This window comes from Acetobacterium sp., from assembly GCF_039830195.1.
Taxonomy (GTDB): Bacteria; Bacillota; Clostridia; order Eubacteriales; family Eubacteriaceae; genus Acetobacterium.
On sequence record NZ_JBDODG010000044.1, the window covers coordinates 41559 to 67044 of the forward strand.

Here is a 25486-nt window from a genome sequence, read left to right on the forward strand (position 1 = left end):
GGACTGTATTTTTTTATACAGTCCCTCTTACTTAACTATTATTTATTTTTTTTTGCGCCAAAAGGCCACATCTTTACCATCCAGTTTAAGTTCAACCAGCTCATAGCCGGCCCGCTTTCTTTCATCGACCGTTTCCTGAAAGTCTTTTCGTTCATCATCATCCATACTTGCCAGCATTTTTTCCTTGTCTTCGCTGGTGCTTTCGTATACCCGACCAACAACCGGTTCAGTAACTTCTTCTATTTCTTTCAAGGGAATGCCCACATCATCTCGGGGTGTTCCACTGATCAGGGATTCCGCTTCTTTACTGGTTTCTCGCATCAGTTGTTTACGTCGATCCGCTTTGCGTTTTTCATCTTCGAGATTCAGTCGCTGCCAGACATTGAGCATCTCATCTTCTGAAAACTCGACATCATCTTCGTCTTTATCTTTAACACCGCTATCATAGGTGCTGGTTTCACTGCGCAAAACAAAGGGCTGGTCGAGGTCGGTCAGTTTAAAACTTTCCACAATTCGCAAATCAGATTCCGGTACCGGATGAGGTTCGCCATCAGGATCGCTGAGGGATTTAGCCACCTTGTTCAGTTCCATTTCCCGCATTTGCAGAATCAGCCGCTCTTTTTCAACTGCCAGTTTTTCCTCATAATACTTCTTGGTAAAGAATCCGGCATCATCGCTATTGAGAATCTCTTCCATATCGGCTGCTTCCAGTTCTTTATCACCCTTCACATAGGCGCCAACCTCCTGGATATTGCTGATAATTTTGGTGCTACCGTCATCTACCGGTTCCATAACCCGGGTTTCCTGACTATCATTATTACTGATAATAATTTCTTCGGTTTCAGTTCCGATTTCTGAGTCCACTCCATCAAGAGCGGCTGGAATCAGTCTGGTTTCAAAGCTATCTTGAGATCCGCTTCGATCATCGTTTTTAAAACCTTCTGCTGGGATAACAATTGTAGCATTTTCTTCCCGATCACCGCGAATACCGCCGGTTGCGGCCATGTCCCGATAGTAATCTTCGATATCTTCCGGTTCATCATAACCTTCCTGATAACTGTTTTGGATTGATACGCCATCAAATCCATTATCTTCATCATCGCCAAAAATACCTTCGTCTTCGCCATGATCGTTTCTTTCGTCATGCATGATTGAGGCTTTTTTGTTCATCACATATTGGATAAAACCGATTAAACCGATGAGCGTTACAATAGTACCAACCGTAACACCGGCGACAGATCCGTAAAGACTCATAACCAGGGGCACATAGGGAACTGGAATCGGTAGATTGATCCCCAAAAACCATAACAGCGTATTGGGCTGAATCAGGGAAAACAGAGGATTCAGTCCCTGGGTGATCTGTTCACCAAAGGCTGCCGGTAAAATATCAATGACCCCCTGGGCAACCGGCATGTGACCGCCATTAATAAAGATCACCACAAAATTCGAGGTAATCCCGACAGCCATCAAAATAACCCAGAAGTCATCGAGATTAAACACCAGCATCACTAATATCAGGATATAACTGGCAAAGTTGACAATTTCCAGATAAGGTTCAACCACTGAAATACCGCCAGTGTAAATGTATAGATGCAAGGCAATTTGCAACACCAACCCTAAAATTCCTACAGGTAACAAGGAAATTTTTCTGACTTTGAAGCCATGCAGGCTTCCCCTTCGAATTTTTCCAATTAAAAAACCTAAAATAATCGCAATTAGTATTAACATATTTGTTTTAACCCCACTATTTATTTATAATCATTTCTTAGGTGTTATCATCTATATCGATGCTTAGATAATAATGCATATAGATCTATTTTAAAACAAAAGAAAAGTTCTGTCAAAACTTTATGCCTAAATTATGTATAAATTTGAAAATAAATTGAATTTATAAAATACCACCATCAAAAACACCCCTTAAAACTATTATTCAAGGGGTGTCTGTCGTGCTTTTCAGTTTTTTCTTAAGAATTTTTTAGAAAGTTGGTTCGATCAGACCATAATTTCCGTCTTTTCTCATATAAACAACATTGACATCATCGGTATCTCCATTGAGAAATACGAAGAAATCATGTCCCAGTAATTCCATTTGCAAGGTTGCTTCATCGACATTCATGGGTTTGACTGCAAATTTCTTGGTTCGGACAACTTTAGGCTGGAATACATCGTCTTCGAACCCTTCGATCCCTTCCAGGTTGAATTTGGCAGTTTCGTCCTGATTGCGTTTCTGCAATTTGGTTTTATGTTTTCTGAGCTGACCTTCAAGTTTATTAACAACATCCTCAATGGATGTCACCATATCCTCAGATCTCTCTTCCGCTCTTAAAATGGTTTTTCCAACAGGAATGGTTACTTCCAGCATCTGGAAATTTTTCTCTTTGCTGAAGGTGGCATACACTTCTGTTTCCTGACCAAAGTAACGATCAAATTTTCCCAGTTTCTTTTTTAATGTTTCTTTTAAACCTTCTGATACATGCATATTTTTTCCGTAAATTGTGAATCTCATAACGACAACTCCTTTCAAAAGGTCAACCTTACTCGTTTACACTCAATATGAAGTGCTTTTAAGTATATTCTTATTATACCCAATACAATCCCCTTTAGTCAAAATCATTTGTGTCAAATTCTTGTCACAAAATATCATCTAAAAAGGCATTTTCGTTTCTTAAAAAAAGCTGTCTCAGTTGACCTGGTCTTTTCCCCCACACTCGCCAGCTGGAAGTTTAGCTCAGTGTTCGCATCACAACTCCTTCTCTCGGTGTACCCGGCTGGACTTACTTCTAAGACGCACCATGATCAACAACTCTCTATTGAATTGTCTTACGTGGATCGCTTCGCCTGCATCTGGCATCGACTTTCAACCACAAACCTGAGACAACGTCTATTATAAGATCACGATCCCGAAAATGTCAAGCGAAATCACTGCTTCACCTATCATGACTATTCCATTTGATGCCTTTTATGCTATAATAGAAGAAATATACTTTCGGAGGTTTTCATGTTATTGGGTATTACCGCAATTTTTACGGCAATTTTTTTCATCATCAATATTACACTGACCTTTACTATTATTTTTCTGGAACGTAAAAACCCTCAAAGTACCTATGCCTGGTTATTGTTTTTATGGATGGTGCCCATTATCGGCTTTTTATTTTATATTCTATTCTCCCAGAATTTAACCAAACGAAAAATTTTCCGGTACAACACCCCAGAGAATATTCAGTATCACCATTTATTAAGACAGCAGCAACGGTCGCTATCGCGGATTATCGCCATCGATCCGGATAGTCCCATTGAAAAATATCGTCATTCCATCGAATTTCATTTAAATGTCAGTGAATCTCTTTATACCAACAATAATGAGGTTACGATTTTTACCGATGGCTATAAAAAATTTGATGCCCTTTTTCACGCCATGGAACAAGCCCGCTCATCCATTCATGTGGAATACTATATCATTAAAAATGATACCCTGACTGCTAAACTATTCGATATTCTGACCCGCAAAGCGCTGGAGGGGGTCGAGGTCAGACTACTTTTTGATGCCATGGGTGGCCGTTATCTGCCCCGCTCGATCCTTGATGGCTTTGAGTCCGCCGGGGGGAAAATTGGCGTTTTTTTTCCATCCCGATTTAAGATGCTTAATCTCCGGGTTAATTACCGGAACCACCGCAAGATTGTTGTCATCGACGGTGTCACCGGGTTTGTGGGCGGCTTTAACATCGGCAACGAATATCTGGGCCTGGAGAAAAAAATGGGCTATTGGCGGGATACCCATCTAAAAATAGTCGGTTCGGCCGCCTATGAACTTCAGCATCGCTTTCTGCTCGACTGGCGGGCCAGTTCCAATGAGGAACTGCTGATTGATAATACCAAACTCAACCATTACTTTCCCACGATCCCCCAAAAAACCGGTGCCGGTATTCAGATTGTGTCGAGTGGTCCGGACAACATCAATCAGCAGATTAAACAGGGATTTTTACGGATGATTAATACGGCTGAGGATTATATTTTAATTCAGTCACCCTATTTTGTACCCGACGAAAGTATTCTGGAGGCGCTGAAGATCGCCCTGTTGTCCGGCATCGATGTTCGGATTATGATCCCCAATAAACCAGATCATATTTTTATCTACTGGGTCACCCTGGCCTATGTCGGCGAGCTGATTGAATATGGCGCCAAGATCTTTATCTATGAAAATGGTTTCCTCCATGCCAAAACCATTGTCGTCGACGATTCGGTCTGTTCAGTGGGATCCTGTAATTTTGATATCCGCAGCTTCCGGCTGAATTTTGAAACCAATGCCTTTATTTATGATCGTAAGGTTGCCATTCAACTCAAAAATATTTTTGTTGAAGATATAAAAAAATGTACTTATTATAACAAAGAACTCTATCGCAACCGGAGCCGGCGGGTCAAGATCAAAGAATCGATCTCCCGGCTGTTTTCACCGTTATTATAAAACCCAAAAGCCTCCCTTACGGGAGGCTTAAGCAAGTTAGAATCTAAAATCTCGCTTGCCGGAATTAAGCTCGGTTAGATGGGCCGTGGCAATCCCGCGGACCTTGTCGTTGGGAATCGAAGCCAGTTCCCGGGCAATGGTTTTTTCGCCATTTAATTTGGTCTCCGGAGCGGCATAGTCTTCCAGATATTCTTTCAATGTCATGATCGCGTTAGGCTGACAGCAGTTGGCAATCTGGCCGGATTTGACCAGTTGCATAAAGCGGTCGCCGGTGCGACCTTCCCGGTAACAGGCGGTGCAGAAACTGGGAATATGGCCCATTTCCAACAGCCAGTTGACAATTTCATCCAGTTTCCTCGTATCATTGAGTTCAAATTGGGCTGAGTTTTCATCTTCCGGTTCTGGCGTATCATAACCGCCGACGCTGGTGCTGGAGCCCCCGCTGATCTGCGATATCCCCAGTTTTAGGACCCGCTCCCGAGACGCTTTGGATTCCCGGGTCGAAATGATCATCCCAGTATAAGGTACCGCAATTCGCAGCACGGTGACAATTTTCTCAAAGATTTCATCAGAAATGGCATTGGAAAAATCGCCGGTGTCAATATCATCTGCCGGACAGATTCGCGGCACCGAAATGGTATGCGGGCCAACTCCCATGGCGGCTTCTAAATGCTCGGCATGCATCAGCATCCCGACAAAATCGTAGCGATACATATTTAGTCCGAACAGTACTCCAATCCCGACATCATCGATGCCGCCTTCCATGGCCCGGTCCATGGCTTCGGTATGCCAGGCGTAATCGTGCTTGGGACCAGTAGGATGGAGCATTTCGTAATTTTCTTTATGATAGGTTTCCTGAAATAAGATATAGGTTCCTATTCCGGCTTCTTTTAACTGTCGGTAGTCATCCACCGTGGTAGCGGCAATATTGACATTGACCCGACGGATATCGCCGTTTTTATGTTTGATACTGTAAATGGTCTTAATGCTTTCTAAGATATATTCCAGCGGATTATTTTTAGGATCTTCGCCGGCTTCCAGCGCCAGCCGCTTATGGCCCATATCCTGCAGTGCGATGACCTCTTTGACAATTTCTTCCTGGGTCAGTTTCTTACGGCTGATCTTTTTATTTTTGGCATGATAAGGACAGTAGATACAGCCATTGACGCAATAATTTGACAGATAAAGAGGCGCAAACATGACGATGCGATTGCCATAAAACTTATTTTTGATATCCATCGCCAGTTTGACCAGCCGGTCATTCTGTTCTTTCAACTCACAGGCCAGTAAAACGGCCGCCTCCCGATGACTCAACCCCTTATAGGTGCCCGCTTTTTCAATAATTTCATTAATCAGGACGGCATTGGTTTTATTTTGTTCCGCATAGGCCAGGGTATCCAGAATTTCCTGGTCATCAATAAATTCGACTGCTTTTTTTGACATTACATTATACATTTTACGCTCCTAAAGTTTTTATTTTGGTTTATTTATACAAGTACCTGAATTTTATTTTTGGGGGTAATCGCCCCGGTGGGTTAAAATTTCGTAGCCAATTCCTTCCATCCGCTTACTTAAGCAAACCCGGCATTCGGCCGCTTCGTCGCCGGTACAGATTTTATTATCATAAAGGCTGTAATCTTTTCGCACGGACACTGGTGACAAATTCGGCATGACCACATTGGCCCCGGCCAAAATGCCCAATTCACGACCGTTGGGATCAATCGTTCCCAGCGCCGTAGTGGCTGGAATCAGGGCTTTGGGCAGCATCAGCCGCAGAATTGAAATAAGCAGCAGGGTTTCTTCCAACGTTCCAGCCCTGGCGTCTTTGTAAGGGGTGTGCTGGTGGGGAATAAAGGGGCCGATCCCAATCATCTGGGGGTTCAATTCTTTAATAAAGACCAGGTCCGCCACCAGATTTTCCACCGTCTGCTGGGGTGATCCCACCATAAAGCCGGTGCCGACCTGAAATCCAATTTCTTTGAGATGTTGGAGACATGCGGTTCGATTTTCCAGCAGTAGTTCCTTGGGATGAAGTTTTTGATAGTGCTCCTCCGTGGCGGTCTCGTGACGGAGTAAATAACGATTGGCACCGGCGGCAAAAAATGCTTCATAAACAGCGCGGGGCCGCTCCCCCAACGACAGGGTAATGGCACAGTCGTTGTAGCTGCTCCTTATTTTGCCGATCAGTTCAACCATCATTTGATCAGAAAAATCCGGATCTTCCCCGCCCTGCAGCACAAAGGTACGGAAGCCTAAATCGTAGCCGATGGCACAGCAGTCAAGAATTTCTTGCTCACTTAAGCGATAGCGATGAGCCTGTTCGTTTCCACAGCGAATGCCGCAGTAATAGCAATCATTTTTGCAATAATTGCTGAATTCGATGAGCCCCCGGACATAGACCCCCTTACCAAAGGTTTCTCCGGCCACTCTTTGTGCCCGGTTGGCAAGATCCGCCCGCAACTCGGGGGTATTATTCTCCAGCAACCATCTGAACTCGTCTTTTTCCAGAAACTGTTCTTTTTCCAGCTTTTCAGTTATTTCATTCATTGTTATCATCCGCTTCTTCACCTTTGGGCAATTTTGAATATACCGTTTTAATGCTTACGCCGTCGATCATTCCCAGCTTTCCGGACAGCGAGCTAATAATATTGGTGGATGCATCCACCACGACACTGATCACCGAAACATTGCGCTGATGGTAGGGAATTCCCATTCTCCCAACAATATGCTCGCCATAATCATGAAGTACCATATTCAGTTTTTCCACCGCTTCTTTTTTTTCAACCACAATCGCAATCAGCCCAATTCTCTTTTCCATCTTAATCTCCTCGTTCACCTTCTTTTTAACCAGCTACCCTTAGCCAAAAAATTAACCTCAATTCCGCTTCGCTCCATTTCGGTCGCGGGCAGTCGCCAACTGCAAGCAAGCTTGCGATTGGCTCGTTGCCTTAACGCGAAAAATCCCTGTACCGAGATGGCACAGGGAAAAATACGCAAATAGCCAAACCATTTATAAAAAATGATATGGATGAATGACACATGATTCTCTCGCCTTTCCATTAGGGACGAACCCGGATGGCATCAGTACGATAGCTTTGTATTATTTTAATAAATGCTTGCATTGTTTATCAATGCTTGTGATGTTGTCCAGTTTGCTGTCAGAATCATACGCTTCATCATCTTTCAGTTCACTGTTGTTGAAAAGGATATCACAAACTTTTGGATTCTTCAATAATTATTTAAGGGAAATTTTTGTCCCAATTGAAGTCCCTGATTGAACTTTTGCTCATCTGTTTTCAAGCATCACATCTTACGGGTGCTATTTTCATGATATTCTCAATAACTGTTGGTGCTAATTTCTAAATTTTTCATCCGAGTTCACAGGTTGCAATTCATATTTTAAGAATTATTATCATACTGAAATATCGTCATAATAATTATGATTGTATCTTATTTCTAATTCTTGGATATGATTCAAAACGAGTTTTTCTTCGATCGTTTTCTTTTTATCATTATTATCCATAATATTGATGGTCTCCATCACACCTTTGGTAATGGTTTCAAAGCGGTTATACGGAAATGCCACCGCCAGTTCATCATCCTTCCAACCAGCTTCATGTCGAGTGCCGATACACATCATCGATACGTTGATATCGTTGCTCAGGTAAGGGGTAGCTGTCGCCTCCGAACAGATTGCCTGATTTCCAGTCATTTTAAAATTCGATTGCAACCCATAATAATAGGAATACCCCTGAAGGATCCGCATGATATTATAGGGATTCGACACCATCATCACCACATCGGGCTCCTGATTATATTCTTCCAACGGTTTAACCATGATGCCGTAAGCATGATGATCACAGATGCCGATGCCATCACGGACACTTTTCGCCGTGGTCATATCTCGATATAATCCCAATTTTTTTGAATGTTGTCCACTATTATTATAATCATCAGCCGCTTTTAAACCTGTCGCACGGGCACCTCCCAGACACGTCAAATCATCGCCCGTTGCTTTAAAACCGGTTCCCGCCATCGCTGCTTTAACCATGACACAATAGTGTATTCTTTTTTTTACCGGTTGCACATCCGCCGCTTCATAGTCTGATTCTGTAAAGAGAAATTTAACTCCGACAATCTTCTTATCCATTGCCAATGCGCAGTTCATCTTTATTACCGACTGTTTAAGATTTTCTGTATTCATATCGTTATCTTCCTTATTTTACTTTTTTATAAATGAAATTTCCGGTTCCCTGGATAATTTGTGCCATGATACAGAGGATAATTACCGCCGTGTATAGGATCGTATTATTAAAGCTCTGATAACCATAATTTAAAGCAACTGCACCTAATCCACCGGCACCAACGGCTCCGGCGATGGTGGTAGCGGCAAGATAGGAAATAGTGGTGAGTGTCATCCCCGCCACAAGCGAAGGTACCGCTTCCTTGACCATGACCCTAAACACAATTTGCATATTGGAAGCACCAAACGAACGGGCGGCTTCGATTAGCTGTTTATCAACCTGAGCAAAAGCATTTTCGAAAATACGAGCAATAAATGGGGTTGCTGCAATGGTTAGCGGCAATATTGCAGCTTTTTCGCCAATGGTTGTACCAACGATAGTGCGTGTAAGTGGGGATATTGCCACAATCAATATAATAATTGGAAAGGAACGGATCATGTTCACAAAAAAATCAACCACCTTGTAAAGACGTTTGTGGGGATCCAGACCATCTGGTCTGATAATAATCAATGCGATCGATAAAGCAAAACCAAATACAAATGCTAAAACCATCGTTGCCGTAAGCATCCGCAACGTGGAGAATATTGACGGGCCGATAATTCCATTGAAATATTTCAACCATTCTGTCCAAAATTGTTCGTTATTCACGTTTGTCCTCCTCTAACTCATCTAATGGATTATTTTCGTCTTCAATCATTTTCCAAACAACATGATGACGATCCAGGTAATCTGTGATTTTTGTAAAAGAGTCGACTGTGACATTAATGTTCAGCGACCCCAAGACACTATTTCGATAGCGCTCTGTTTCGCCTCCCAGAATCATAAAGTCCGTATCCAGCTCTCTGGACATCTGTGTCACGATCGGTTTTTCTGCCGTTTCTCGCGACAACAAAACTTTTATATTGATCCCATTTGGCGGAAAGATCAGATTCTTATTTCCGATTATATTGCTTAAAGCCCTGGGCTGGTTGAGAAAAATACTTTCCACCGGTCCACTTTCGACAATCATACCATGCTCCATGATCGATATCTCTTCACAAGCACTTCTAAGCACTGACATTTGATGAGTCACTACCACGATGGTTAAACCAAGTTGGTCATTGATTTCATTGAGCAGGGTTATGATCGATTTAGCGGTATTCGGATCAAGAGCCGAGGTGGCTTCGTCACAAAGCAAGATCTTAGGATCCATTGATAGTGCTCGCGCAATGGCAACCCGTTGTTTTTGTCCCCCTGAGAGCTCATGTGGTCTGGCGTCTAGTTTGTCGGGGATTCCCACCATTTCTACCAGCTCTTTTATTTTTTTATCAATGTGGTTTTTTTTATAGTTCCAGCATTTCATCGGTAGCGCGATATTTTCATATACTGATAGCCGGTTTAATAACGAAAATTGTTGAAAAATCATGCCGATCCCACGCTTGAATTCCCGTGCTTCTTTATCCGACAAAGTGTTAACCTCAATTCCATCGACATTTAATGAGCCGCTGTCATAACTTTCCAGCCCATTGATACACCGTAGCAGGGTCGATTTTCCAGCACCACTGCGCCCAATCAGCCCATATACCTGACCTGGCTGGATGGTTAGATTGATATCATTGAGTACCTTAAGGGTATCGAAACTTTTTTTTAGATTCGTCGCTTTTATCATGGTCTTACCTTTCTCTTCTTGACAAAAATATGCGAAAGACAGCTAAAAATAGCTTCCTTTCGCATATTAAGATCAGGTTTTGCTGACTAATTCGTTTTTGGGTATTGTGTCAAAGAGCCCGCATATATTTCTTCAAATTTGGCTCTCATTTCGTCAGAAGTAATAATCGTCATTGCATCTTTTACCCAGGCCTCGTCCACCGATTTAGAATCGATGGTTAAGCCGACTGGACAATCCTTGGATGTTTTGTCCTCGGCGATGTATGATTTGGGGTCAATTCCAACAGCCCTGATTCGTGTTGCTGACGTTACAACGGCATCCGCATCATTAATACTTCTGGCTGTTGTGGTAATCTCTGCCGGAATTAGTTGGATATTCTTAAAATTTTCAGCAATATCCAGGGTCGAATAAAATTCACCGGTTTTGGGATTCAAGGTGATCAGGCCGGATTCCTTCAGCATAATCAAACTGCTTTCCATATTGCTGGGGTCATCTGGAATAACGATAGTCGCTTGTTCTGGAATTTCAGCAACACTTTTGTACTTGGCTGAATACATCGCCATTGGGTAATAGAAAATATAAGGCTCGACCATAACCAGATCGGTATTATTTTCTTTGTTGAAGGTATTAATCCAGTGGATATGATTATGGATAAAACCATCAATGGAACCATCCGAAGTCGCTGTCGCCGGCATATTATTGGCATCAAACATCACCACTTCCACTTGATAACCTTTTTTAACCAACTCGTCTTTTAGCACCGTCGTATATGGCTCAATGGTTGACATTGTTCCCAATTTAATCACCTTATCTGCTTGGGTAGCGCTGGCTTGTTGGGTGCATCCCACCATCGACAGGATTGCTAATAATGCGAGTGAAACAGAGATAAGTCTAAATATTTTTGTTTTCAATTAGTATTCTCCTCTTTCAGTAATCTTCAATTCTGGCAAATTATAGTAAATAATCCTAGCTGAACATCATGTTTTAACGCTATCTTCTGAATTTTTCCATAACAAGTCTCCTTCTCTTTCATATGTTTAAATTTTAACACATGCTTAGTCAAATATCGACGTATATGTAACCTGATGCGTATGAATATAACTTAACGGAATAACCATGTCTGGCATTATAACTACTTGTTATAACAGTTGCGTATTCTTAGTACTATACTGCTGTAAATAAGTAGTTTGCAGAACTAATTCCCAGAGTTGGATTGGTAAAAAAATCATAAAAAAAAGCTCAAGCAATGAATTGCAGGAGCTTTTTTAGCTGTAGACTTTTTAGGGCCCACACCATTAAAATTTTATTTTACTAGAGATTATGAATAAACAACCCACTTCTTAGTTTTGGTTCAAACCAGGTGGATTTTGGCGGCATCACCATGCCAGCATCGGCAATGTTCATCAACTCTTCAATCGAGGTGGGATACATCGAGATCGCTAGTACCATATCTTCATTGACCCGGCGCTCCAGTTCTTTTAAGCCCCGGATACCACCAACAAAGTCGATCCGTTTATCAGTGCGGATATCGCCGATCCCGAGGATAGGGACCAGGATATTGTTTTGCAGAATGGCCACATCCAGTGAATTAACCGGATCAGCGGGATCATAAACACCTTCTTTGACAGTCAGCAGATACCATTTGCCATCGACATATAAGCCAAAACTCCCTTTTTGTGGCGGAGTCACTGGTTCTTTGTCCTTAGGTGTTACATCAAATTTTTCTGACAGTGCCGTTAAGAACTCCTCTACGCTAAGTCCGTTGAGATCCTTGACAACCCGGTTATAGTCCATGATGTACAGTTGTTCATCAGGAAATAGCACCGACAGGAAGTAATTAAACTCCTCTTCGCCGGTATAATCAGGGTTAGCTTCGCGACGCATCAGACCAACTTTAACAGCCGATGCCGACCGGTGATGTCCGTCAGCAATGTACAGACTTTCAACCTCGCCAAACTTTTCAACTAAACCGTTAATCACCGTCTCATCATCAACAACCCAGGCCCGGTGAGTTATCCCATCTTCAGCGACAAAATCATAAACCGGTTGATGCTCTTTACGCCAACTGTCTACCATCTCATTGATGGCATCCTGGGCCCGGTAGGTCAGAAAAATCGGTCCGGTATTGGCATTACAGGCGTCCACATGTTTAATTCGGTCTTCTTCTTTGTCAGCCCTGGTCAGCTCATGTTTTTTGATGGTATTATCGAGATACTCGTCAATGGCGGTACAGACAACCAGCCCGACCTGGCTGCGGCCATCCATGATCAGTTCATAAATATATAGGCAGTCTTTGGTATCTTGAGTCAAGGCTTTCCGATGAAACAGTTTTTCCAGATTTTTTCTGGCGGTTTCATAAACAAAGGGATCATTGATTTTCATGCGCGGGTCCAGCGTTGTTTCTGGTCGGTCGACCCGTAAAAAAGAATCCAGTTTACCCCGGGCTGCTATTGCCGCTTCTTCCCGGTTATAGACATCATAAGGCAGGGCAGCCACATCCTGAGCTTTTTCAGGAACCGGACGAACCGCTTTAAAGGGTTTGATTGTTGCCATTTTTTTCCTCCTGTTTTTAATAAAGAAGTGGCTTCGGATTGACGAAGACCACTTCTTTGGATGGTTTGCACTTATTTTAGAATACGGACCCGGGTGACACCTTGAATGCCTTTTAAAGCTGTTTTCACGTCTTCGCCAACATTGCTGTCAACGTCGATCATCGTGTACGCCCAGGCGCCTCTGTTTTTGTTGGTCATAACAGAGATATTGAGATCGTGATCGGCCAGAATTTTGGTGATTTGTCCCAACATGTTTGGCACATTGGCATGGTTCACGGTAATGCGGTTTTCGGCTTCGCAAACACCCATGTTACAATCCGGATAATTGACGGAATTAATAATATTTCCGTTTTCCAGATATTCTTTTAAAGAATGAATGGCCATTTCGGCACAGTTTTCTTCGCTTTCTGGGGTTGATGCACCTAAATGAGGAATGTTGATCACATTTTTCATTTTCAGCAATCGTTCATTTGGGAAATCGGTAATATAGGTGGCAATGGTGCCTTCTTCAATGGCATTTTCCAAAGCATCGTAATTAACCAGTCCACCCCGGGCAAAGTTAAGTAGTCGCAGCCCTTCTTTGGTATCTTTTAACAACTCTGCATTGACGTAGTCTTTGGTTTCATCCATATAAGGAATATGAAGTGAAATGTAATCGCAGTTCTTAAAGATTTCTTCTTTACTGACGGCACGTTTAACTTTTCGACTTAATCCCCAGGCATTGTCGATGGAAATGAAGGGATCAAAACCGTAAACCTTCATCCCAAAATCAACAGCCATATTGGCAACCAGGACGCCAATGGCACCTAAACCGATAACGCCCATTTTTTTACCGTATAGCTCCGGACCACCAAAAGTGCCCTTACCCTTTTCAACCAGAGCAGGAACTTCGTCGCCCTTATCGACCAACGTGCTTGACCACTGGATCCCATCAATCACCTTACGTGAAGAAATCAGCATCCCAGCGATGACCAGTTCTTTTACGGCATTGGCATTGGCTCCAGGCGAGTTGCAGACAACAATGCCCTGTTCTGAACATTTATCCAGGGGAATGTTGTTGACCCCGGCACCAGCCCGGCCCACAAATTTAACTGACGCTGGAATATCCATATCGTGCATTTTATAGCTTCGCAGTAAAATCGCATCGGGGTTTTCCGGCTGATCTAAAACCGTATAATTTTCACCTAATAATTTTAGCCCTTTTTTAGAAATATTATTAAGGGTCTGAACTTTATAATTCAATATCGTCATTCCTTTCTTAGCGAAAACGCCTAGGCGTTTTCTTTTTCAAATTTCTGCATGAAATCAATGAGGGTATCAATACCCGCCATTGGCATGGCATTATAAATGCTTGCTCGCATTCCGCCAACGCTGCGGTGACCTTTAAGGTTTTCCATTCCGGCTTTTTTACTTTCTTTAACGAATAGCGCATCTAATTCGTCAGATCCGGTAATAAAAGGCACATTCATGAGTGAACGGTCTTCAGGTACAACTGTCCCTTTATAAAGCTTGCTGTTATCAATAAAATCGTAGAGCTTTTGAGCCTTTTCCTTGTTGACCGCTTCCATCCCGGCAACGCCGCCGTTTGCTTTAACCCATTCAAAAACAAGTTTGCAAATATAAATGCTGTAGCATGGTGGGGTATTGTAGCAAGAATCGTTATCGGTATGGGTTTTATAATCCAGCATGGTTGGTGTGAAGTCTTTGGCATGACCCAGTAAGTCTTTACGAATGATCACGACGGTTACACCAGCAGGTCCCATGTTTTTCTGCGCTCCGGCATAAATCAGACCAAATTTTGAAACATCATATACTTCTGATAAAATATTGGAAGACATGTCCCCAATTAATGGCACATTTCCGGTATCAGGAATATTTTCAGGTTTAAATCGCGTTCCGTAAATGGTGTTATTAACGCAAATATGGAAGAAATCAGCATCAGGTGTAAAATCCTTGGGATCCACCTTGGGGATGTAGGAAAAGGTTTTATCCTGGGATGATGCAATAACCTTTGCTTCTCCATAACGGGCTGACTCTTGATAAGCCTTTTTTGCCCAACTGCCAGTAATCATAAAATCGGCTTTATTGGTTTTTGAATAAAGATTCAATGGAACCATGGCAAACTGAGTTGATGCTCCACCTTGTAAAAACAGGATCTCATAATTATCTGGTACATTCATCAGCTCTCGGTAAAGATTTTTTGCTGCTTGCAGAATATCGTCAAAATAAGATGATCGATGACTCATTTCCATCACGGACATGCCTGCATCTCCATAGGATACCATTTCAGACCCAGCTTTTTCCAGGACTTCGAGCGGTAAACAAGATGGTCCAGCTGAAAAATTATAAACTCTTTTCACTTTTAATTTCCTCCTTTAAATAGTGTTTTTGGTGTGAATGTAATTCTCTGAAAAAATTACTTCTTGCTATTATATGTTAAATTATTGTCAAATGCAAGATTTTGTATTGAATTTTATGGATATTTTATTTTTTGCTTAAATTATTCACTCAATTATTACTGTTGTTTTTGCCGGAGTGATTGATTTAACTAAAGCCTGCGATAAATTGGTCTGAATTGGCAATTCATATTCCCCCGGTCCCAAATTAGCACAATCGACAAAGGCTTCAATTTGAGCTGTATTTAAACTGTTTAAAATGCTGCTGGCGCCTTCCAGTTTAATTACCACCCGAGCATCTTTGACTTTTGAAGCAACTAGACCGGTGCCAAGATTTCGGGTACTTATCTTATCAATGGTAAAGCTTTTTTCGACCGGACTTTCAATGGAAACTGTCGCTTTGACTTTTCCGCTGTCATCAAGGAAATAACATCCCACCGGTGGTGTCAGATTAATGTCTTTGGTAAATGTTTTTGACTGTCCCGAGACATCGATAGGGTCCATGGGAATCGTCTCAATCGTATTTAGCAATGCTTCTTTAGCGCCAATCATAACCTTGGATGGCTCAACCTGGACGCCGGTGACAATATAGCCATTAGCCGGATTTCCGGTTGTTGAGGGAATAATCCCAATCGATTTGGTTTTGCCGAGGATAATCTCAACTTCGACAACGTTTGGAAAGATTTCCAAATCGGTAATCGGGTTACCGGTCGCATCGTAAGCGGCGACTTCCAGGTGCCGGGTCGTGTCGGATTCCAGACCGCTCACATCGGCGGTGGTGGAGATTTTATCAATTCGGGCGATGGACGCTTCCGGTCCTTCCACTTCGACCTGCTCCAGCGATTCAGCTGAAATCACCAATAGATCATTGGCGGGTTTTCCCTCCACCAGGATAACCACATCCAGTGCTTCTTTAATGACGTTGTCTACTTCAATCGAGAGACTGGTCGGATTCATACTGCTGATAATAACCGAATTGGCCAGCCCCTTGACTTCCACATCCAGGTCATATATTCCCTTTTCTTCAATATCGCTGAGATCAACTTCAGCGGTTACTTCTTTCATATTAATATTTCTCAGGTTTTTATCCGTACCCTTAACCTGTAAATTAAGATAATAATTTTTATCATCAGCCAGGACCAGGTTTTTTTCGGTCAGCGATTCGACGTTTGTTAAGGTAATCGGGATGCTGTTAAAATCCTGGGTGATCAACATATCGGCGTTGCCATTGACCATAAACCAGAGGGTGATGGCAATGCCGACCGATGCGAGGATGCGTATTAATCGTTCATGTAAAACAATCTTTTTTTTATTTGCTACCATCTATTCTCCCCCACAGTTTGTTAATCCACCCGCTGTCAATATTGCCTTCTTCGCTGACTGTATAGTTTTCCAGAATAATCTGTTTGAGAACCTCGATGATGATGTCCTGAAATAAGGTGCCTTTCGACGCGTATGATATTTGACCGGTTTCTTCAGAGACAATAATTACCAGCGCATCGGATTTTTCAGTCATACCCAAACCGGCCCGATGCCGGGTTCCCAATTCACTGCTTAAATCGCGGTTGTCCGAAAGGGGTAGTAGGCAACCGGCTGCCCGAATTTGACGGGACCACAGCTTGATAATCACGGCGCCATCATGAAGAGGCCGATTGGGGGTAAAAATATTTTCCAGCAATTCACTGCTGATATCTGAGTCCAGTTCGGTTCCTGTTTTGACAATATTGTTTAGCCCGGTATCTTTTTCCAGAACAATCAGCGCGCCGGTCCGTTCGCAGGACAATTTACTGACCGCTTTGATAATTTTTTCGACATCGTCTTCCAGAAAATCCATCGATGGCTTCTTCATCATTTCTTTAAAAATCCGGTTGTTTCCCAATTGCTCCAAAGCGGAACGGAATTCTGGCTGAAATACCACCACAATGAAAATAAACGCCCAGGTAAAGGCGCTGGTGATAATCAGATTCAAGGTGGTAAAACCCAGCCACGCACTGACGGGCGACAAAAAAAGCAACACGATCAAGCCTTTAAAAACCTGTTCGGCCTGGGTTCCCCGAATCCACATCAAGAGTCGATAGACAATAAAAGAAATAATGACGACCTCGATGATGCTGGCAACGGTAATTCTTGATTGTATATATAACAAAAACTCTTCCATTCTAGTTCCCTCATTCATTCGTTACTGTTAATTATACACTAACAAGGCCATTCCGCGAAAGGGAAATTGGGTTTTTTGATATTATTATAGTCGTTATTAAGAAAATTCTTAAGGGAGACTTGTGAAATTCATGTTAAAATTGATTTTAAATTCTAACCTTCCCAATCTTTTATAAAGAAAAAGGAGTTTACTTGCATGAAAAACCATCTGTTTTATTTATTACCCAAAAGCGAAACCGTCTTCTTAACCAATACCGATTCATTTAAACAGGCCTATAATATGTTTGTCATCACAAACTACACCGCCCTGCCGGTGATTAATAAAAAAGGACAGTACGTGGGAACCATCTGTGAGGGTGATCTGCTCCGGGTTTTATCACTGAGCCTCACCCATCCGGAAATTGATTTAGAGTCTTTTGAAATCAAAGATATCGATTTTAAGATCAATCTGGAAGTGGCCAAAATCAATGAAAGCTATGAACATCTGGTGGAACTGGCCGTCAAGCAGAACTTTATACCGCTTGTTGATGATCAGGGTATTTTTATCGGCATTCTCCGCCGCCAGGAACTGATCAAAGAACTGATCAATTTTTTATCTGATAAGGTTGCCGAACAGGAAGCCGGTTGAGTCTCCATTAGACAATTTTAAAGCCAATTAATTGGTCTTATTACCCAACATTTCCCGATCAGGAAATGCTGGCATAAGCCTGAATTAATTGGCTTTTTTAGTTACTGCTATTTTTGATATTGACTTTTTAATTGTTTTAACAGTGCCGTTCCGCTGCGGGGGCAGGGAATCGCTGCGGCTTTCAGCAAGGCTTCATAGCGGCTGATAAACCGCGTTACTGGCTGATTTAGGTATTTTTCCCGCAGGCCTTCTTCTAGCCCAAAACACGCCAGGGCCTGAAAGACTTCGGCGTCTGTTTTTTCATCACACCCCAGCGCCGGAAGAATACGTTGCAGAATAGCCAGATCGATGACCTCCTGTTCATTGAACAATCCCTCGGCACCGCTGTTAATCCCAAAGGCCAGAATTTCATTTTTACCCCGATATCCCATCGGGCAGCCATACTCAATTAGCAGCTGTTGCACCCCACTTAGCAACTGCATCAGGCGTTCCAGAATCTCGGGCAAGCCTTTGGCCTGGCTGCGGATTTTAAAAGCACTGTTTTCCCAGTCACTGTCTCCGGCCGGACTGCCATAATCCGGAAAAACCCCAATTTCTACCACCGGCATCGTGATCACATTACCGCTGTCAATCACCCGGGCCGGGACGGGAAAACTATCCGGTCCTTCATTAATGGTGGCGATGATATAAAGGTTATCCGGAAAATTCAAGCTGCCGTATTCCCGGAATGCTGTGATATCGGCACCAAAATCTTCACGGTTCAAAAAGGGCTCCTTACTGCCATTGATCCCTTCCAGCAACAGCCGCAGATAATCTGCTGCCGGAGACTGGTCCATTTCATCCAGCAGCAAAAAATGGGGTTTGTCCGGATATTCTTTGGCGGCCTTTAACATCAGCATCATGGGTCCGGGAATAAAGTGGCCGCGACTGTCCAGATGCCCCATCAGATGGGTGTCATCCCGCCAGTTTTTTCCCACCAGTAACCGTTTATAGCGACCGTTTTCCGGGCTGGCACCGATGGCCTCGGCAAAGAGACGGGGAAAGCTTGTTTTTCCGCTGCCCACTCGGCCTTTAATCATCACAAATGGTTTTGATTTAATCGACAGGTAATAGGCTTTAATTAATTCAGCGGGATAGTAATAGCCCTTAGTCCCCATTTTTGCCTGCACCAACTGGAGATAAGGGGTGAGATAATCATTCTTCACCGGATAACGGATGAATGATTGGGCTAAAAGCCCGGAGGCTTCCTCATTGGATTGATCGCTGCCCACTTTAACAGCATCTTGGTCCACTTCCGATTCGGTTCCGATCACTGATGTCTGATTGTCCCCGCTCATTTTCAGATCTTCCGGCTTCTGAATTTCAACCCCAAGCTGTTGCCGCTTCAGATCCGCTGACGCTGGCTGATTAAACTGAGATTCAGACGGATTATGATTTTTTTCATCATCTCCAGCTCCCATGGTTACTGCGGCGGCGACGCTTTCCGGAGCTAGGATAGCCTGTTGCTCCGCGTCATCCTCCATATGACTGATTTGAATTTCTTCGCTCGGGTTTTCTTCGAGCACGATTTCATCGATTAGACTTTCGTCACTCAACTTTTCTTCAACAGCATTATCAAAGACGACCACCACGGTTTCTGATGGTACCGGTTCGGACTGCGGTTCAGGATTTTCCGCAACCAGCTCCTGAATCAAGATTTCTGGCGATTCCGGGATTTCTTCGTGCGCTTCATTTTCGACCCGGACATCCAGTTCTTTGATGGCTGCTGCGATCGGTTCGCCGCTGACCGCCGCTTCATCAGCCATCTGATCCGTCATCAAACATAATTTGTACATTTTTCGGAAATCCTCAAATTCAGCCGCCAGCACCGTATCTGCGGGCATTTCCGTTTCGGTATATTCCCGATAGCAGACAATCCCGGATACCAGGCTGGCATTGGCCAGCAATACCTCTTGATGATTGGTTTGATAGTTTCCGGTCGTAATTTTTTTTCGATACGTAGCAGCTTTTTCCGAAAGACTTCTGACCCCGACGCCTTCTTCTCCATAGACAATGGCCAGATAAAGCTTACGGCTGTCCATGGCCAGAATATAAGCCAGATAAAGGTCTTCATTATTAATACTCTGACTTTCTTTATCCAGCACCTTAACCCAGGGGATTTCGGCCCATTGAGTATCTCCGGCAAATCCCTGCACCTTATAATGCCCCGTGCGAATGGCTTCAAAGCTTTCGATAACCTTGGGGATCTCTTCATTGATCACATCTTTAAACGAAAAACGAAAGTCTCTGGGATAATAATTGGGATAACCGGCAATCCATTTTACCAATAGCTCCTGGAGTCCGGCGGCAGGTGGAATGGCCGTGATAACCGGGTCGCCTTTTTTTTCTGCTGCACTATTACCCGCTTCATTTTCTGTTATTAAGCGAAGACTGAAAAGATCATTGGCCTTGATTATTTCCAGCTGTGGGGTTTTAGCGGCCTCGGGATTTCCACCAAACCACGATTCATAATCAGGAAAGGCTTCCCCCAGTTTGCGAATCAGGACCTTGCTCCATTTCAGTTTTGCATGACCGCCTTCTGTTTCCAGATAAGACGGATATTCCCGATTCTGATAAATAATTGCCAGCCGTTCCCCGGCACTGCCAAAAAAACCGATCAGTTCTTTTGGAATAATCATCTCTGTGTTAACAAAGTCAGATAATTCTGTTATTTTGATAATTCGATCCGTTCCTAATAATTCCCAGCTCATTACTATTGCCTTTCTCTTTTTTCGCTCATTTTTTATGCATCCGTTTTGCTATTCTTTGCCCTCAGGGTTTTTCGCCTCGGTTGCTGTTTCTTTGTTTTCGGCTTCCAGCTTCAGGCGATTCTCTTCCCGCAACCGCCATTCATTTCGCATTTCTTCTTTGATCTGTTCCTGTTCTTCTTCATAAGCTTTCCGTTTTTCAAAAATCACTGCCAATTCTTCGGGTATCGACGCTTCCTCATTTTCAGTCAGGGTTGTCCCGGAGCTGCTGATGAAATACTGACGCTCGCCGGGTCCCTGAAATTCAACAAAGTAAATGCTCTGATTTTTGTCCAGTATCAACGTCCCACTGTGAACCATCACCTGGAGTGACGGCCCAAAAATCGTTGCCTTGACACAAGCGGTAGTCCAACCGGTAAACTTCATGCCGTCATACTTGGGCATCAGATGGTTGAGCTTATCGAAAAATTCCCGCTGCAGTCGCCAGTCATCATTGATAGAAATGATCACTGCGGCGGTTCGTTCAGGAATCTGAATCTGCACGAAGCCATCTTTTAACCGGGACTGGTCGACATACTCCCGGACACTTGTGGTAATATCAATAAGTTGTTCACTGCTCGTTATCTCAATCTTGTTGGCTTTCATTTACGCTCCTAATTTTGTTGATTATTTCGTTGTCTGGTCATAATTTGGGGTATATCATTCATTATATACGATTCAATTTGAAAAAACAAAAACATATCCATCCATGATGGATAAATATTTGCTGTGTTTAATACTTTCAAAAATTATTTAAGCGAACGATTTATCTATGAGACATTCAACTGATATGTTAAAATGATCCAAAGTTATTAATTTGAGAGGAATCATTTATGTATTATTATCTGAGTCTGTTATTTATTTATTTTTTTCTTTATGCCATTATCGGTTGGATGTGTGAAGTGGTGTACTGTTCCATCCCGGAGAAAAAATTTATTAACCGGGGTTTTTTAAACGGCCCCTATTGCCCGATTTATGGGGTCGGTGCACTGATCATTATCATGTTCCTGATGCCTTATGTCAGTGACCCGATTCTGGTTTTCTTCATCGGGATTATTCTCACCAGCACCCTGGAGTATGTTACCAGCTGGGGGATGGAAAAACTATTTCATGCCAAATGGTGGGACTACTCGGACCACAAATTTAATATCAACGGCCGGGTCTGTCTGCTTAATTCATTTCTTTTTGGCCTGTTATGTGTGGTCTTGATGTATGTGGTTCATCCCATTGTCAACGATCTGGTTAACAGCTTTTCAGCGTTCTGGATCCAGATTATTGCCACCGTTGCGGCAGTCTTTTTCCTCAGTGATCTGGTCGAATCGACCCGGGAAACAGTTTCCTTTAACAAAAAACTCAGCAGCGTTTACGAAGCAACCACCGAACTTAAGGACAATTTAAAAGAAAAAGGCATTACCACTGCCCACGAAGTCACTGCCAGAGTCCGGGATCTGAAGGATGGTAAGCTTTCCGAAGCCAAAGATTCAGCTCACCACTTAATTGTTTCGCTGACCAATCGCATCAGTGAAACCAAGTTGATCAACCGTTATTCTCATCGCCGGATTATGAGTGCTTTTCCTAAGATGGCACATCAAGATCATCAGAGCGCTCTGGAAATCTATAAGGCCTATATGGAAAAGAACAAATCCCGCCAAGCAGAGCGTGATGCAAAATAATTACACCTGGTCGTTATCAGTGTTTTGCTAATCTTTTTCTAAAATCAATCACAAACGAATTTCTTACCAAGGAGGTAAGAGCTATGTTGTATCACAGTGAACTCAATCTGATCAGTCAGCTTGCCGCCCTGGATCTCCCAGTCGAACCGACCCTGCTGCCTGACTATACGGTGGCAGAAATGGTGGCATCGCTATTGCAAAATGTTAAAGATCTTCAGGGGGATTGCGCCATGTCCGCCGCCGAGTGGGATAAATCGCTGCATCTGATGACAGCAAATCCCAATCTCAGCGGACTGAGGGTTTTGGCCTACACGAACCAGCCAGAAAATGGCCTGGTTGGCTATTGTTTTTCCGATCTGACCCCAGACTCCGGAATCATCGCTTTTCGGGGCACTACCGGCATCGGCTGGGTCGACAATATCAAAGGCGGCTTTTTAACCGATACACCCCAGCAATTAAAAGCGCTGGAATTTTTCCATGCCGTTGATGCTGCCTTTAATTTCAAGCAGTATACCTTGACTGGACATTCCAAGGGTGGTAATAATGGTCAATATATTACCATTGTCGATGGTGATAAGATCAACCGCTGTGTCACCTTTAACAGCCAGGGTTTTTCCGCTGAATTCATTCGCAAATATGCCCCCGCCATCCGTGCGAACCAGGGTAAAATAATTGCGTATGAATCCGCCTGGGATGTGGTCAACATCCTGTTAAACAGCATCGCCGGAAAACGGGTTGTAGTCGGTGGCGAATCCAAACTGCCACACCATAATCATCCACCCAACCGCCTGCTGGATCCCCACGGTGAGATCCGCAAATTGGATATGCGGCACCCCTTTTATACCGGCTTTCAGAATTTCACGGTGAGTTTAACCCTGATCGCTTCCAAAGCCAAACAGCAGTTGGAAAAGAATAAACCCACTAAAAAATAAACCTGAAAAAGCGTCCTTTAAATTGATTGAACCGGTTGGTCAATCCTCTAAAGAACGCTTTTTTTAATTCTCGACCTTTTGCTTAAGCCGGCTCTTCCTGTTCCGCTTTCATTCTTTCAATCCGTTCATTGGTAATTTTTCTGAAGACGGCATAAAATACCGCAAAGGACGGAATCCCCAGAATAATTCCCAGAAAACCAAATAGGCTGCCACCGATTATCATCCCAACCAGCACCCATAACCCGGATAAGCCAATCGATCCGCCCACTACCCGCGGATAGATTACATTACTTTCGACCTGTTGCAGGGCAATAATGTAGATGATGAAGATCAGACAGTAGATGGGGTTCACCACCAGTAGAATAAAGCCGCTGGGTACGGCTCCCAGAAAGGCTCCGAAGACCGGAATCACGCTGGTCATGCCAACCAGAACCCCAATCAGCAAGGCATAGGGTATCTGCAAGATGGCCAGACCAACGGTGCATAAGGTTCCCAGAATAAATGCTTCGGTAATTTGACCGGCAATAAAGCCGTGAAATACCTGATTGGCGGTGATGCTGACATCCTGAATGAAATCAGCCCGATCTTTTCTGACATAGGCATAGATCAATTTATCCTTAAGGGCTAACAAATTCTCTTTGTCCGCCAACAGATAGATGGAGATGACAATTCCCATGATCACATTAAAAAACCCCACGGTAATATTTTTAGTGAAACTGAATATTTCCGGGACCGAGCTGAGCAGCAAACCACCAAACTGTTCCATTAGCGTGTCCCATTCGATGGTGATATCGCTCCACAGGGTTGCCGGCAAATTGAAAAAGGCCAGCGTTTGATCCACCAGATTATTGAATGAATCCACATAGCCAGGCAGCTTTACCATCAGGGTGTCGGCGCTTTCGCTAACCTGCGGAATTACAAAGGTTATTAAACCCGCCAGAATCCCAATTACAAATAAAAATGTCAGAGCAATCGCAATCATCCGTTTGCCCTGATTCAGATCCCGATTTTTTTTGTTTTTAAAACGATTGATAAAACCCAGAAAATGCGTCTCGATAAATGTCATCGGGATATTTAAGATAAAGGCAATTCCCAGGCCAATCAACACCGGCGTAATGATATTCATAAACAGACCCAGATATCCCACCAGGTAGTTGATATTCAGCAAGCCTACCAGTAAACAGATACCAAAGGTAATCAGAAAGAAATAATTTCTGAAAGTTTTGTCAGTCATTTCCTTGTTCTTGTTTTTCCATTCATTGTTATTTTCCACAGGTTCACCGCCTTTTCGTAATTTTTTTAGGCACCAAGTAAAAAGCATCGCCTGGTTGAGCAATGCTTTTTATGTATTTATTATGATGTATGAAGAACGATTTAATAGGATTTAATCAGGGTGATGCCACCTATAAAAGGAAGCGGCTTAGCTTCAAGCTGAACCACATTAATGATCCCATAAATAGCAAAACCAACAAATGCCAGAGGTACCGCACTAAAAAGAATTGTCGACAGGATCCATCCGATAAAGGGAACCAATCCGATGATCAGACCCGCAAAGGTCAAGACCAGCCATGCCAGAAACAGCACCACACCCTGATTGGTATGGTATCGTGCAAATTGATTGTCACTTGCTGCGAATAAGGGAATCAGAAAAATAATATAGGCAAAAATAGCCATAATTTTACCATCTTCAGCTTCTTGCTTGTCAATATCAATCATAACGTTTAACCTCCTGTTTAAGATCAGACCAGGTAATCAAAAAACCACTGTCCGCTTTGGCCTCAGTTTCGCAATTACTTGTGCTGATTACATGATATCACACTAAAAGTTTAACGGTCAATTGTTATTTTGCGTACCGACATTAAGGTCTCGCGCTTCTGTCAATAATACACTCAACCACGATTCCGCTCCGCTCCATCTTTGGTTCGCGGGCAGTCGCCAACTGCAAGCGAGCTTGCGATTGGCTCGTTGCCTTCGCGCAAAAAAGGAACGCTGTTTAGGCGTTCCTAAA

Annotated in this window: 22 protein-coding genes; 4 read left to right on the forward strand and 18 right to left on the reverse strand. The window is 43.1% G+C overall.

The window, feature by feature from the left end; genetic code table 11:
• Nucleotides 1-42: 42 nt before the first annotated feature.
• Both ABGU93_RS13980 and raiA read right to left on the reverse strand, forming a co-directional pair.
• A complete protein-coding gene (locus tag ABGU93_RS13980) occupies nt 43-1728 on the reverse strand; it encodes a DUF5317 family protein (protein ID WP_347414051.1) in 1686 nt (561 codons plus the stop codon).
• A 247-nt stretch (nt 1729-1975) separates the two neighbouring features.
• Nucleotides 1976-2506, reverse strand: coding sequence for a ribosome-associated translation inhibitor RaiA (gene raiA / locus ABGU93_RS13985; RefSeq protein WP_347414052.1), 531 nt, complete (start codon nt 2504-2506; stop codon nt 1976-1978).
• 492 nt (nt 2507-2998) lie between these two features.
• On the opposite strand from raiA, the gene cls reads away from it, so the two are divergent.
• Entirely contained in the window at nt 2999-4462 is a 1464-nt protein-coding gene (cls, locus tag ABGU93_RS13990; RefSeq protein ID WP_347414053.1) for a cardiolipin synthase, read from the forward strand.
• Nucleotides 4463-4498: 36 nt separating this feature from the next.
• Here cls and hydG read toward each other — a convergent pair whose 3' ends face one another.
• From hydG to cdaA, 12 genes are all read right to left on the reverse strand, one after another.
• The gene (gene hydG / locus ABGU93_RS13995) at nt 4499-5917 is read right to left on the reverse strand and encodes a [FeFe] hydrogenase H-cluster radical SAM maturase HydG (RefSeq protein ID WP_347414054.1); all 1419 of its coding nucleotides are present in this window, start codon (nt 5915-5917) and stop codon (nt 4499-4501) included.
• A 51-nt stretch (nt 5918-5968) separates the two neighbouring features.
• Entirely contained in the window at nt 5969-7009 is a 1041-nt protein-coding gene (gene hydE, locus ABGU93_RS14000) for a [FeFe] hydrogenase H-cluster radical SAM maturase HydE (protein ID WP_347414055.1), read from the reverse strand.
• Complete coding sequence (locus ABGU93_RS14005; RefSeq protein ID WP_347414056.1) at nt 7002-7280, reverse strand: TM1266 family iron-only hydrogenase system putative regulator; 279 nt, start codon at nt 7278-7280, stop codon at nt 7002-7004. The genes hydE and ABGU93_RS14005 overlap by 8 nt, the downstream gene beginning before the upstream one ends.
• Before the next feature lie 594 nt (nt 7281-7874).
• Nucleotides 7875-8666, reverse strand: a complete 792-nt coding sequence (locus ABGU93_RS14010) for a DUF169 domain-containing protein (protein ID WP_347414057.1) — start codon at nt 8664-8666, stop codon at nt 7875-7877.
• A gap of 13 nt (nt 8667-8679) precedes the next feature.
• Entirely contained in the window at nt 8680-9273 is a 594-nt protein-coding gene (locus tag ABGU93_RS14015; protein WP_347414093.1) for a methionine ABC transporter permease, read from the reverse strand.
• Between the two features lie 73 nt (nt 9274-9346).
• Entirely contained in the window at nt 9347-10354 is a 1008-nt protein-coding gene (locus ABGU93_RS14020; RefSeq protein ID WP_347414058.1) for a methionine ABC transporter ATP-binding protein, read from the reverse strand.
• 86 nt (nt 10355-10440) lie between these two features.
• A complete protein-coding gene (locus ABGU93_RS14025) occupies nt 10441-11265 on the reverse strand; it encodes a MetQ/NlpA family ABC transporter substrate-binding protein (RefSeq protein ID WP_347414059.1) in 825 nt (274 codons plus the stop codon).
• Between the two features lie 400 nt (nt 11266-11665).
• On the reverse strand, nt 11666-12907 hold the full coding sequence (locus ABGU93_RS14030) for a DUF1015 family protein (RefSeq protein ID WP_347414060.1): 1242 nt from the start codon (nt 12905-12907) through the stop codon (nt 11666-11668).
• A gap of 71 nt (nt 12908-12978) precedes the next feature.
• Nucleotides 12979-14148, reverse strand: coding sequence for a phosphoglycerate dehydrogenase (locus ABGU93_RS14035; RefSeq protein ID WP_347414061.1), 1170 nt, complete (start codon nt 14146-14148; stop codon nt 12979-12981).
• Between the two features lie 29 nt (nt 14149-14177).
• On the reverse strand, nt 14178-15266 hold the full coding sequence (gene serC / locus ABGU93_RS14040; protein WP_347414062.1) for a 3-phosphoserine/phosphohydroxythreonine transaminase: 1089 nt from the start codon (nt 15264-15266) through the stop codon (nt 14178-14180).
• Between the two features lie 144 nt (nt 15267-15410).
• Complete coding sequence (locus tag ABGU93_RS14045) at nt 15411-16625, reverse strand: CdaR family protein (RefSeq protein WP_347414063.1); 1215 nt, start codon at nt 16623-16625, stop codon at nt 15411-15413.
• Entirely contained in the window at nt 16612-17460 is an 849-nt protein-coding gene (cdaA, locus tag ABGU93_RS14050; protein WP_347414064.1) for a diadenylate cyclase CdaA, read from the reverse strand. The genes ABGU93_RS14045 and cdaA overlap by 14 nt, the downstream gene beginning before the upstream one ends.
• A gap of 195 nt (nt 17461-17655) precedes the next feature.
• Between cdaA and ABGU93_RS14055 the strand changes: the two genes are divergently transcribed.
• Nucleotides 17656-18087 (forward strand): CBS domain-containing protein, encoded by a 432-nt coding sequence (locus ABGU93_RS14055; protein ID WP_347414065.1) that lies wholly within the window; start codon nt 17656-17658, stop codon nt 18085-18087.
• Nucleotides 18088-18194: 107 nt separating this feature from the next.
• Here ABGU93_RS14055 and ABGU93_RS14060 read toward each other — a convergent pair whose 3' ends face one another.
• Both ABGU93_RS14060 and ABGU93_RS14065 read right to left on the reverse strand, forming a co-directional pair.
• Entirely contained in the window at nt 18195-20837 is a 2643-nt protein-coding gene (locus ABGU93_RS14060; RefSeq protein WP_347414066.1) for a DUF3578 domain-containing protein, read from the reverse strand.
• Between the two features lie 48 nt (nt 20838-20885).
• Nucleotides 20886-21479 (reverse strand): secondary thiamine-phosphate synthase enzyme YjbQ, encoded by a 594-nt coding sequence (locus ABGU93_RS14065; protein WP_347414067.1) that lies wholly within the window; start codon nt 21477-21479, stop codon nt 20886-20888.
• A gap of 227 nt (nt 21480-21706) precedes the next feature.
• Here ABGU93_RS14065 and ABGU93_RS14070 point away from each other — a divergent pair, with 227 nt between their 5' ends.
• A complete protein-coding gene (locus ABGU93_RS14070) occupies nt 21707-22546 on the forward strand; it encodes a putative ABC transporter permease (protein WP_347414068.1) in 840 nt (279 codons plus the stop codon).
• A gap of 83 nt (nt 22547-22629) precedes the next feature.
• Nucleotides 22630-23478, forward strand: a complete 849-nt coding sequence (locus tag ABGU93_RS14075) for an Mbeg1-like protein (RefSeq protein ID WP_347414069.1) — start codon at nt 22630-22632, stop codon at nt 23476-23478.
• A gap of 82 nt (nt 23479-23560) precedes the next feature.
• Here the strand turns inward: ABGU93_RS14075 and ABGU93_RS14080 are convergent, their stop codons facing one another.
• Complete coding sequence (locus ABGU93_RS14080; RefSeq protein WP_347414070.1) at nt 23561-24751, reverse strand: AI-2E family transporter; 1191 nt, start codon at nt 24749-24751, stop codon at nt 23561-23563.
• A gap of 101 nt (nt 24752-24852) precedes the next feature.
• Nucleotides 24853-25194, reverse strand: coding sequence for a hypothetical protein (locus ABGU93_RS14085; protein WP_347414071.1), 342 nt, complete (start codon nt 25192-25194; stop codon nt 24853-24855).
• Nucleotides 25195-25486: the final 292 nt, after the last annotated feature.

What these genes read in the sequence shown, in the direction of transcription:
- ABGU93_RS13980 (WP_347414051.1), bottom strand. Translation starts at nt 1,728, where the DNA reads ATGTTAATACTAATTGCGATTATTTTAGGTTTTTTAATTGGAAAAATT.
- raiA (WP_347414052.1), bottom strand. Translation starts at nt 2,506, where the DNA reads ATGAGATTCACAATTTACGGAAAAAATATGCATGTATCAGAAGGTTTA.
- cls (WP_347414053.1), top strand. Translation starts at nt 2,999, where the DNA reads ATGTTATTGGGTATTACCGCAATTTTTACGGCAATTTTTTTCATCATC.
- hydG (WP_347414054.1), bottom strand. Translation starts at nt 5,917, where the DNA reads ATGTATAATGTAATGTCAAAAAAAGCAGTCGAATTTATTGATGACCAG.
- hydE (WP_347414055.1), bottom strand. Translation starts at nt 7,009, where the DNA reads ATGAATGAAATAACTGAAAAGCTGGAAAAAGAACAGTTTCTGGAAAAA.
- ABGU93_RS14005 (WP_347414056.1), bottom strand. Translation starts at nt 7,280, where the DNA reads ATGGAAAAGAGAATTGGGCTGATTGCGATTGTGGTTGAAAAAAAAGAA.
- ABGU93_RS14010 (WP_347414057.1), bottom strand. Translation starts at nt 8,666, where the DNA reads ATGAATACAGAAAATCTTAAACAGTCGGTAATAAAGATGAACTGCGCA.
- ABGU93_RS14015 (WP_347414093.1), bottom strand. Translation starts at nt 9,273, where the DNA reads ATGCTTACGGCAACGATGGTTTTAGCATTTGTATTTGGTTTTGCTTTA.
- ABGU93_RS14020 (WP_347414058.1), bottom strand. Translation starts at nt 10,354, where the DNA reads ATGATAAAAGCGACGAATCTAAAAAAAAGTTTCGATACCCTTAAGGTA.
- ABGU93_RS14030 (WP_347414060.1), bottom strand. Translation starts at nt 12,907, where the DNA reads ATGGCAACAATCAAACCCTTTAAAGCGGTTCGTCCGGTTCCTGAAAAA.
- ABGU93_RS14045 (WP_347414063.1), bottom strand. Translation starts at nt 16,625, where the DNA reads ATGGTAGCAAATAAAAAAAAGATTGTTTTACATGAACGATTAATACGC.
- cdaA (WP_347414064.1), bottom strand. Translation starts at nt 17,460, where the DNA reads ATGGAAGAGTTTTTGTTATATATACAATCAAGAATTACCGTTGCCAGC.
- ABGU93_RS14055 (WP_347414065.1), top strand. Translation starts at nt 17,656, where the DNA reads ATGAAAAACCATCTGTTTTATTTATTACCCAAAAGCGAAACCGTCTTC.
- ABGU93_RS14060 (WP_347414066.1), bottom strand. Translation starts at nt 20,837, where the DNA reads ATGAGCTGGGAATTATTAGGAACGGATCGAATTATCAAAATAACAGAA.
- ABGU93_RS14065 (WP_347414067.1), bottom strand. Translation starts at nt 21,479, where the DNA reads ATGAAAGCCAACAAGATTGAGATAACGAGCAGTGAACAACTTATTGAT.
- ABGU93_RS14070 (WP_347414068.1), top strand. Translation starts at nt 21,707, where the DNA reads ATGTATTATTATCTGAGTCTGTTATTTATTTATTTTTTTCTTTATGCC.
- ABGU93_RS14075 (WP_347414069.1), top strand. Translation starts at nt 22,630, where the DNA reads ATGTTGTATCACAGTGAACTCAATCTGATCAGTCAGCTTGCCGCCCTG.
- ABGU93_RS14085 (WP_347414071.1), bottom strand. Translation starts at nt 25,194, where the DNA reads ATGATTGATATTGACAAGCAAGAAGCTGAAGATGGTAAAATTATGGCT.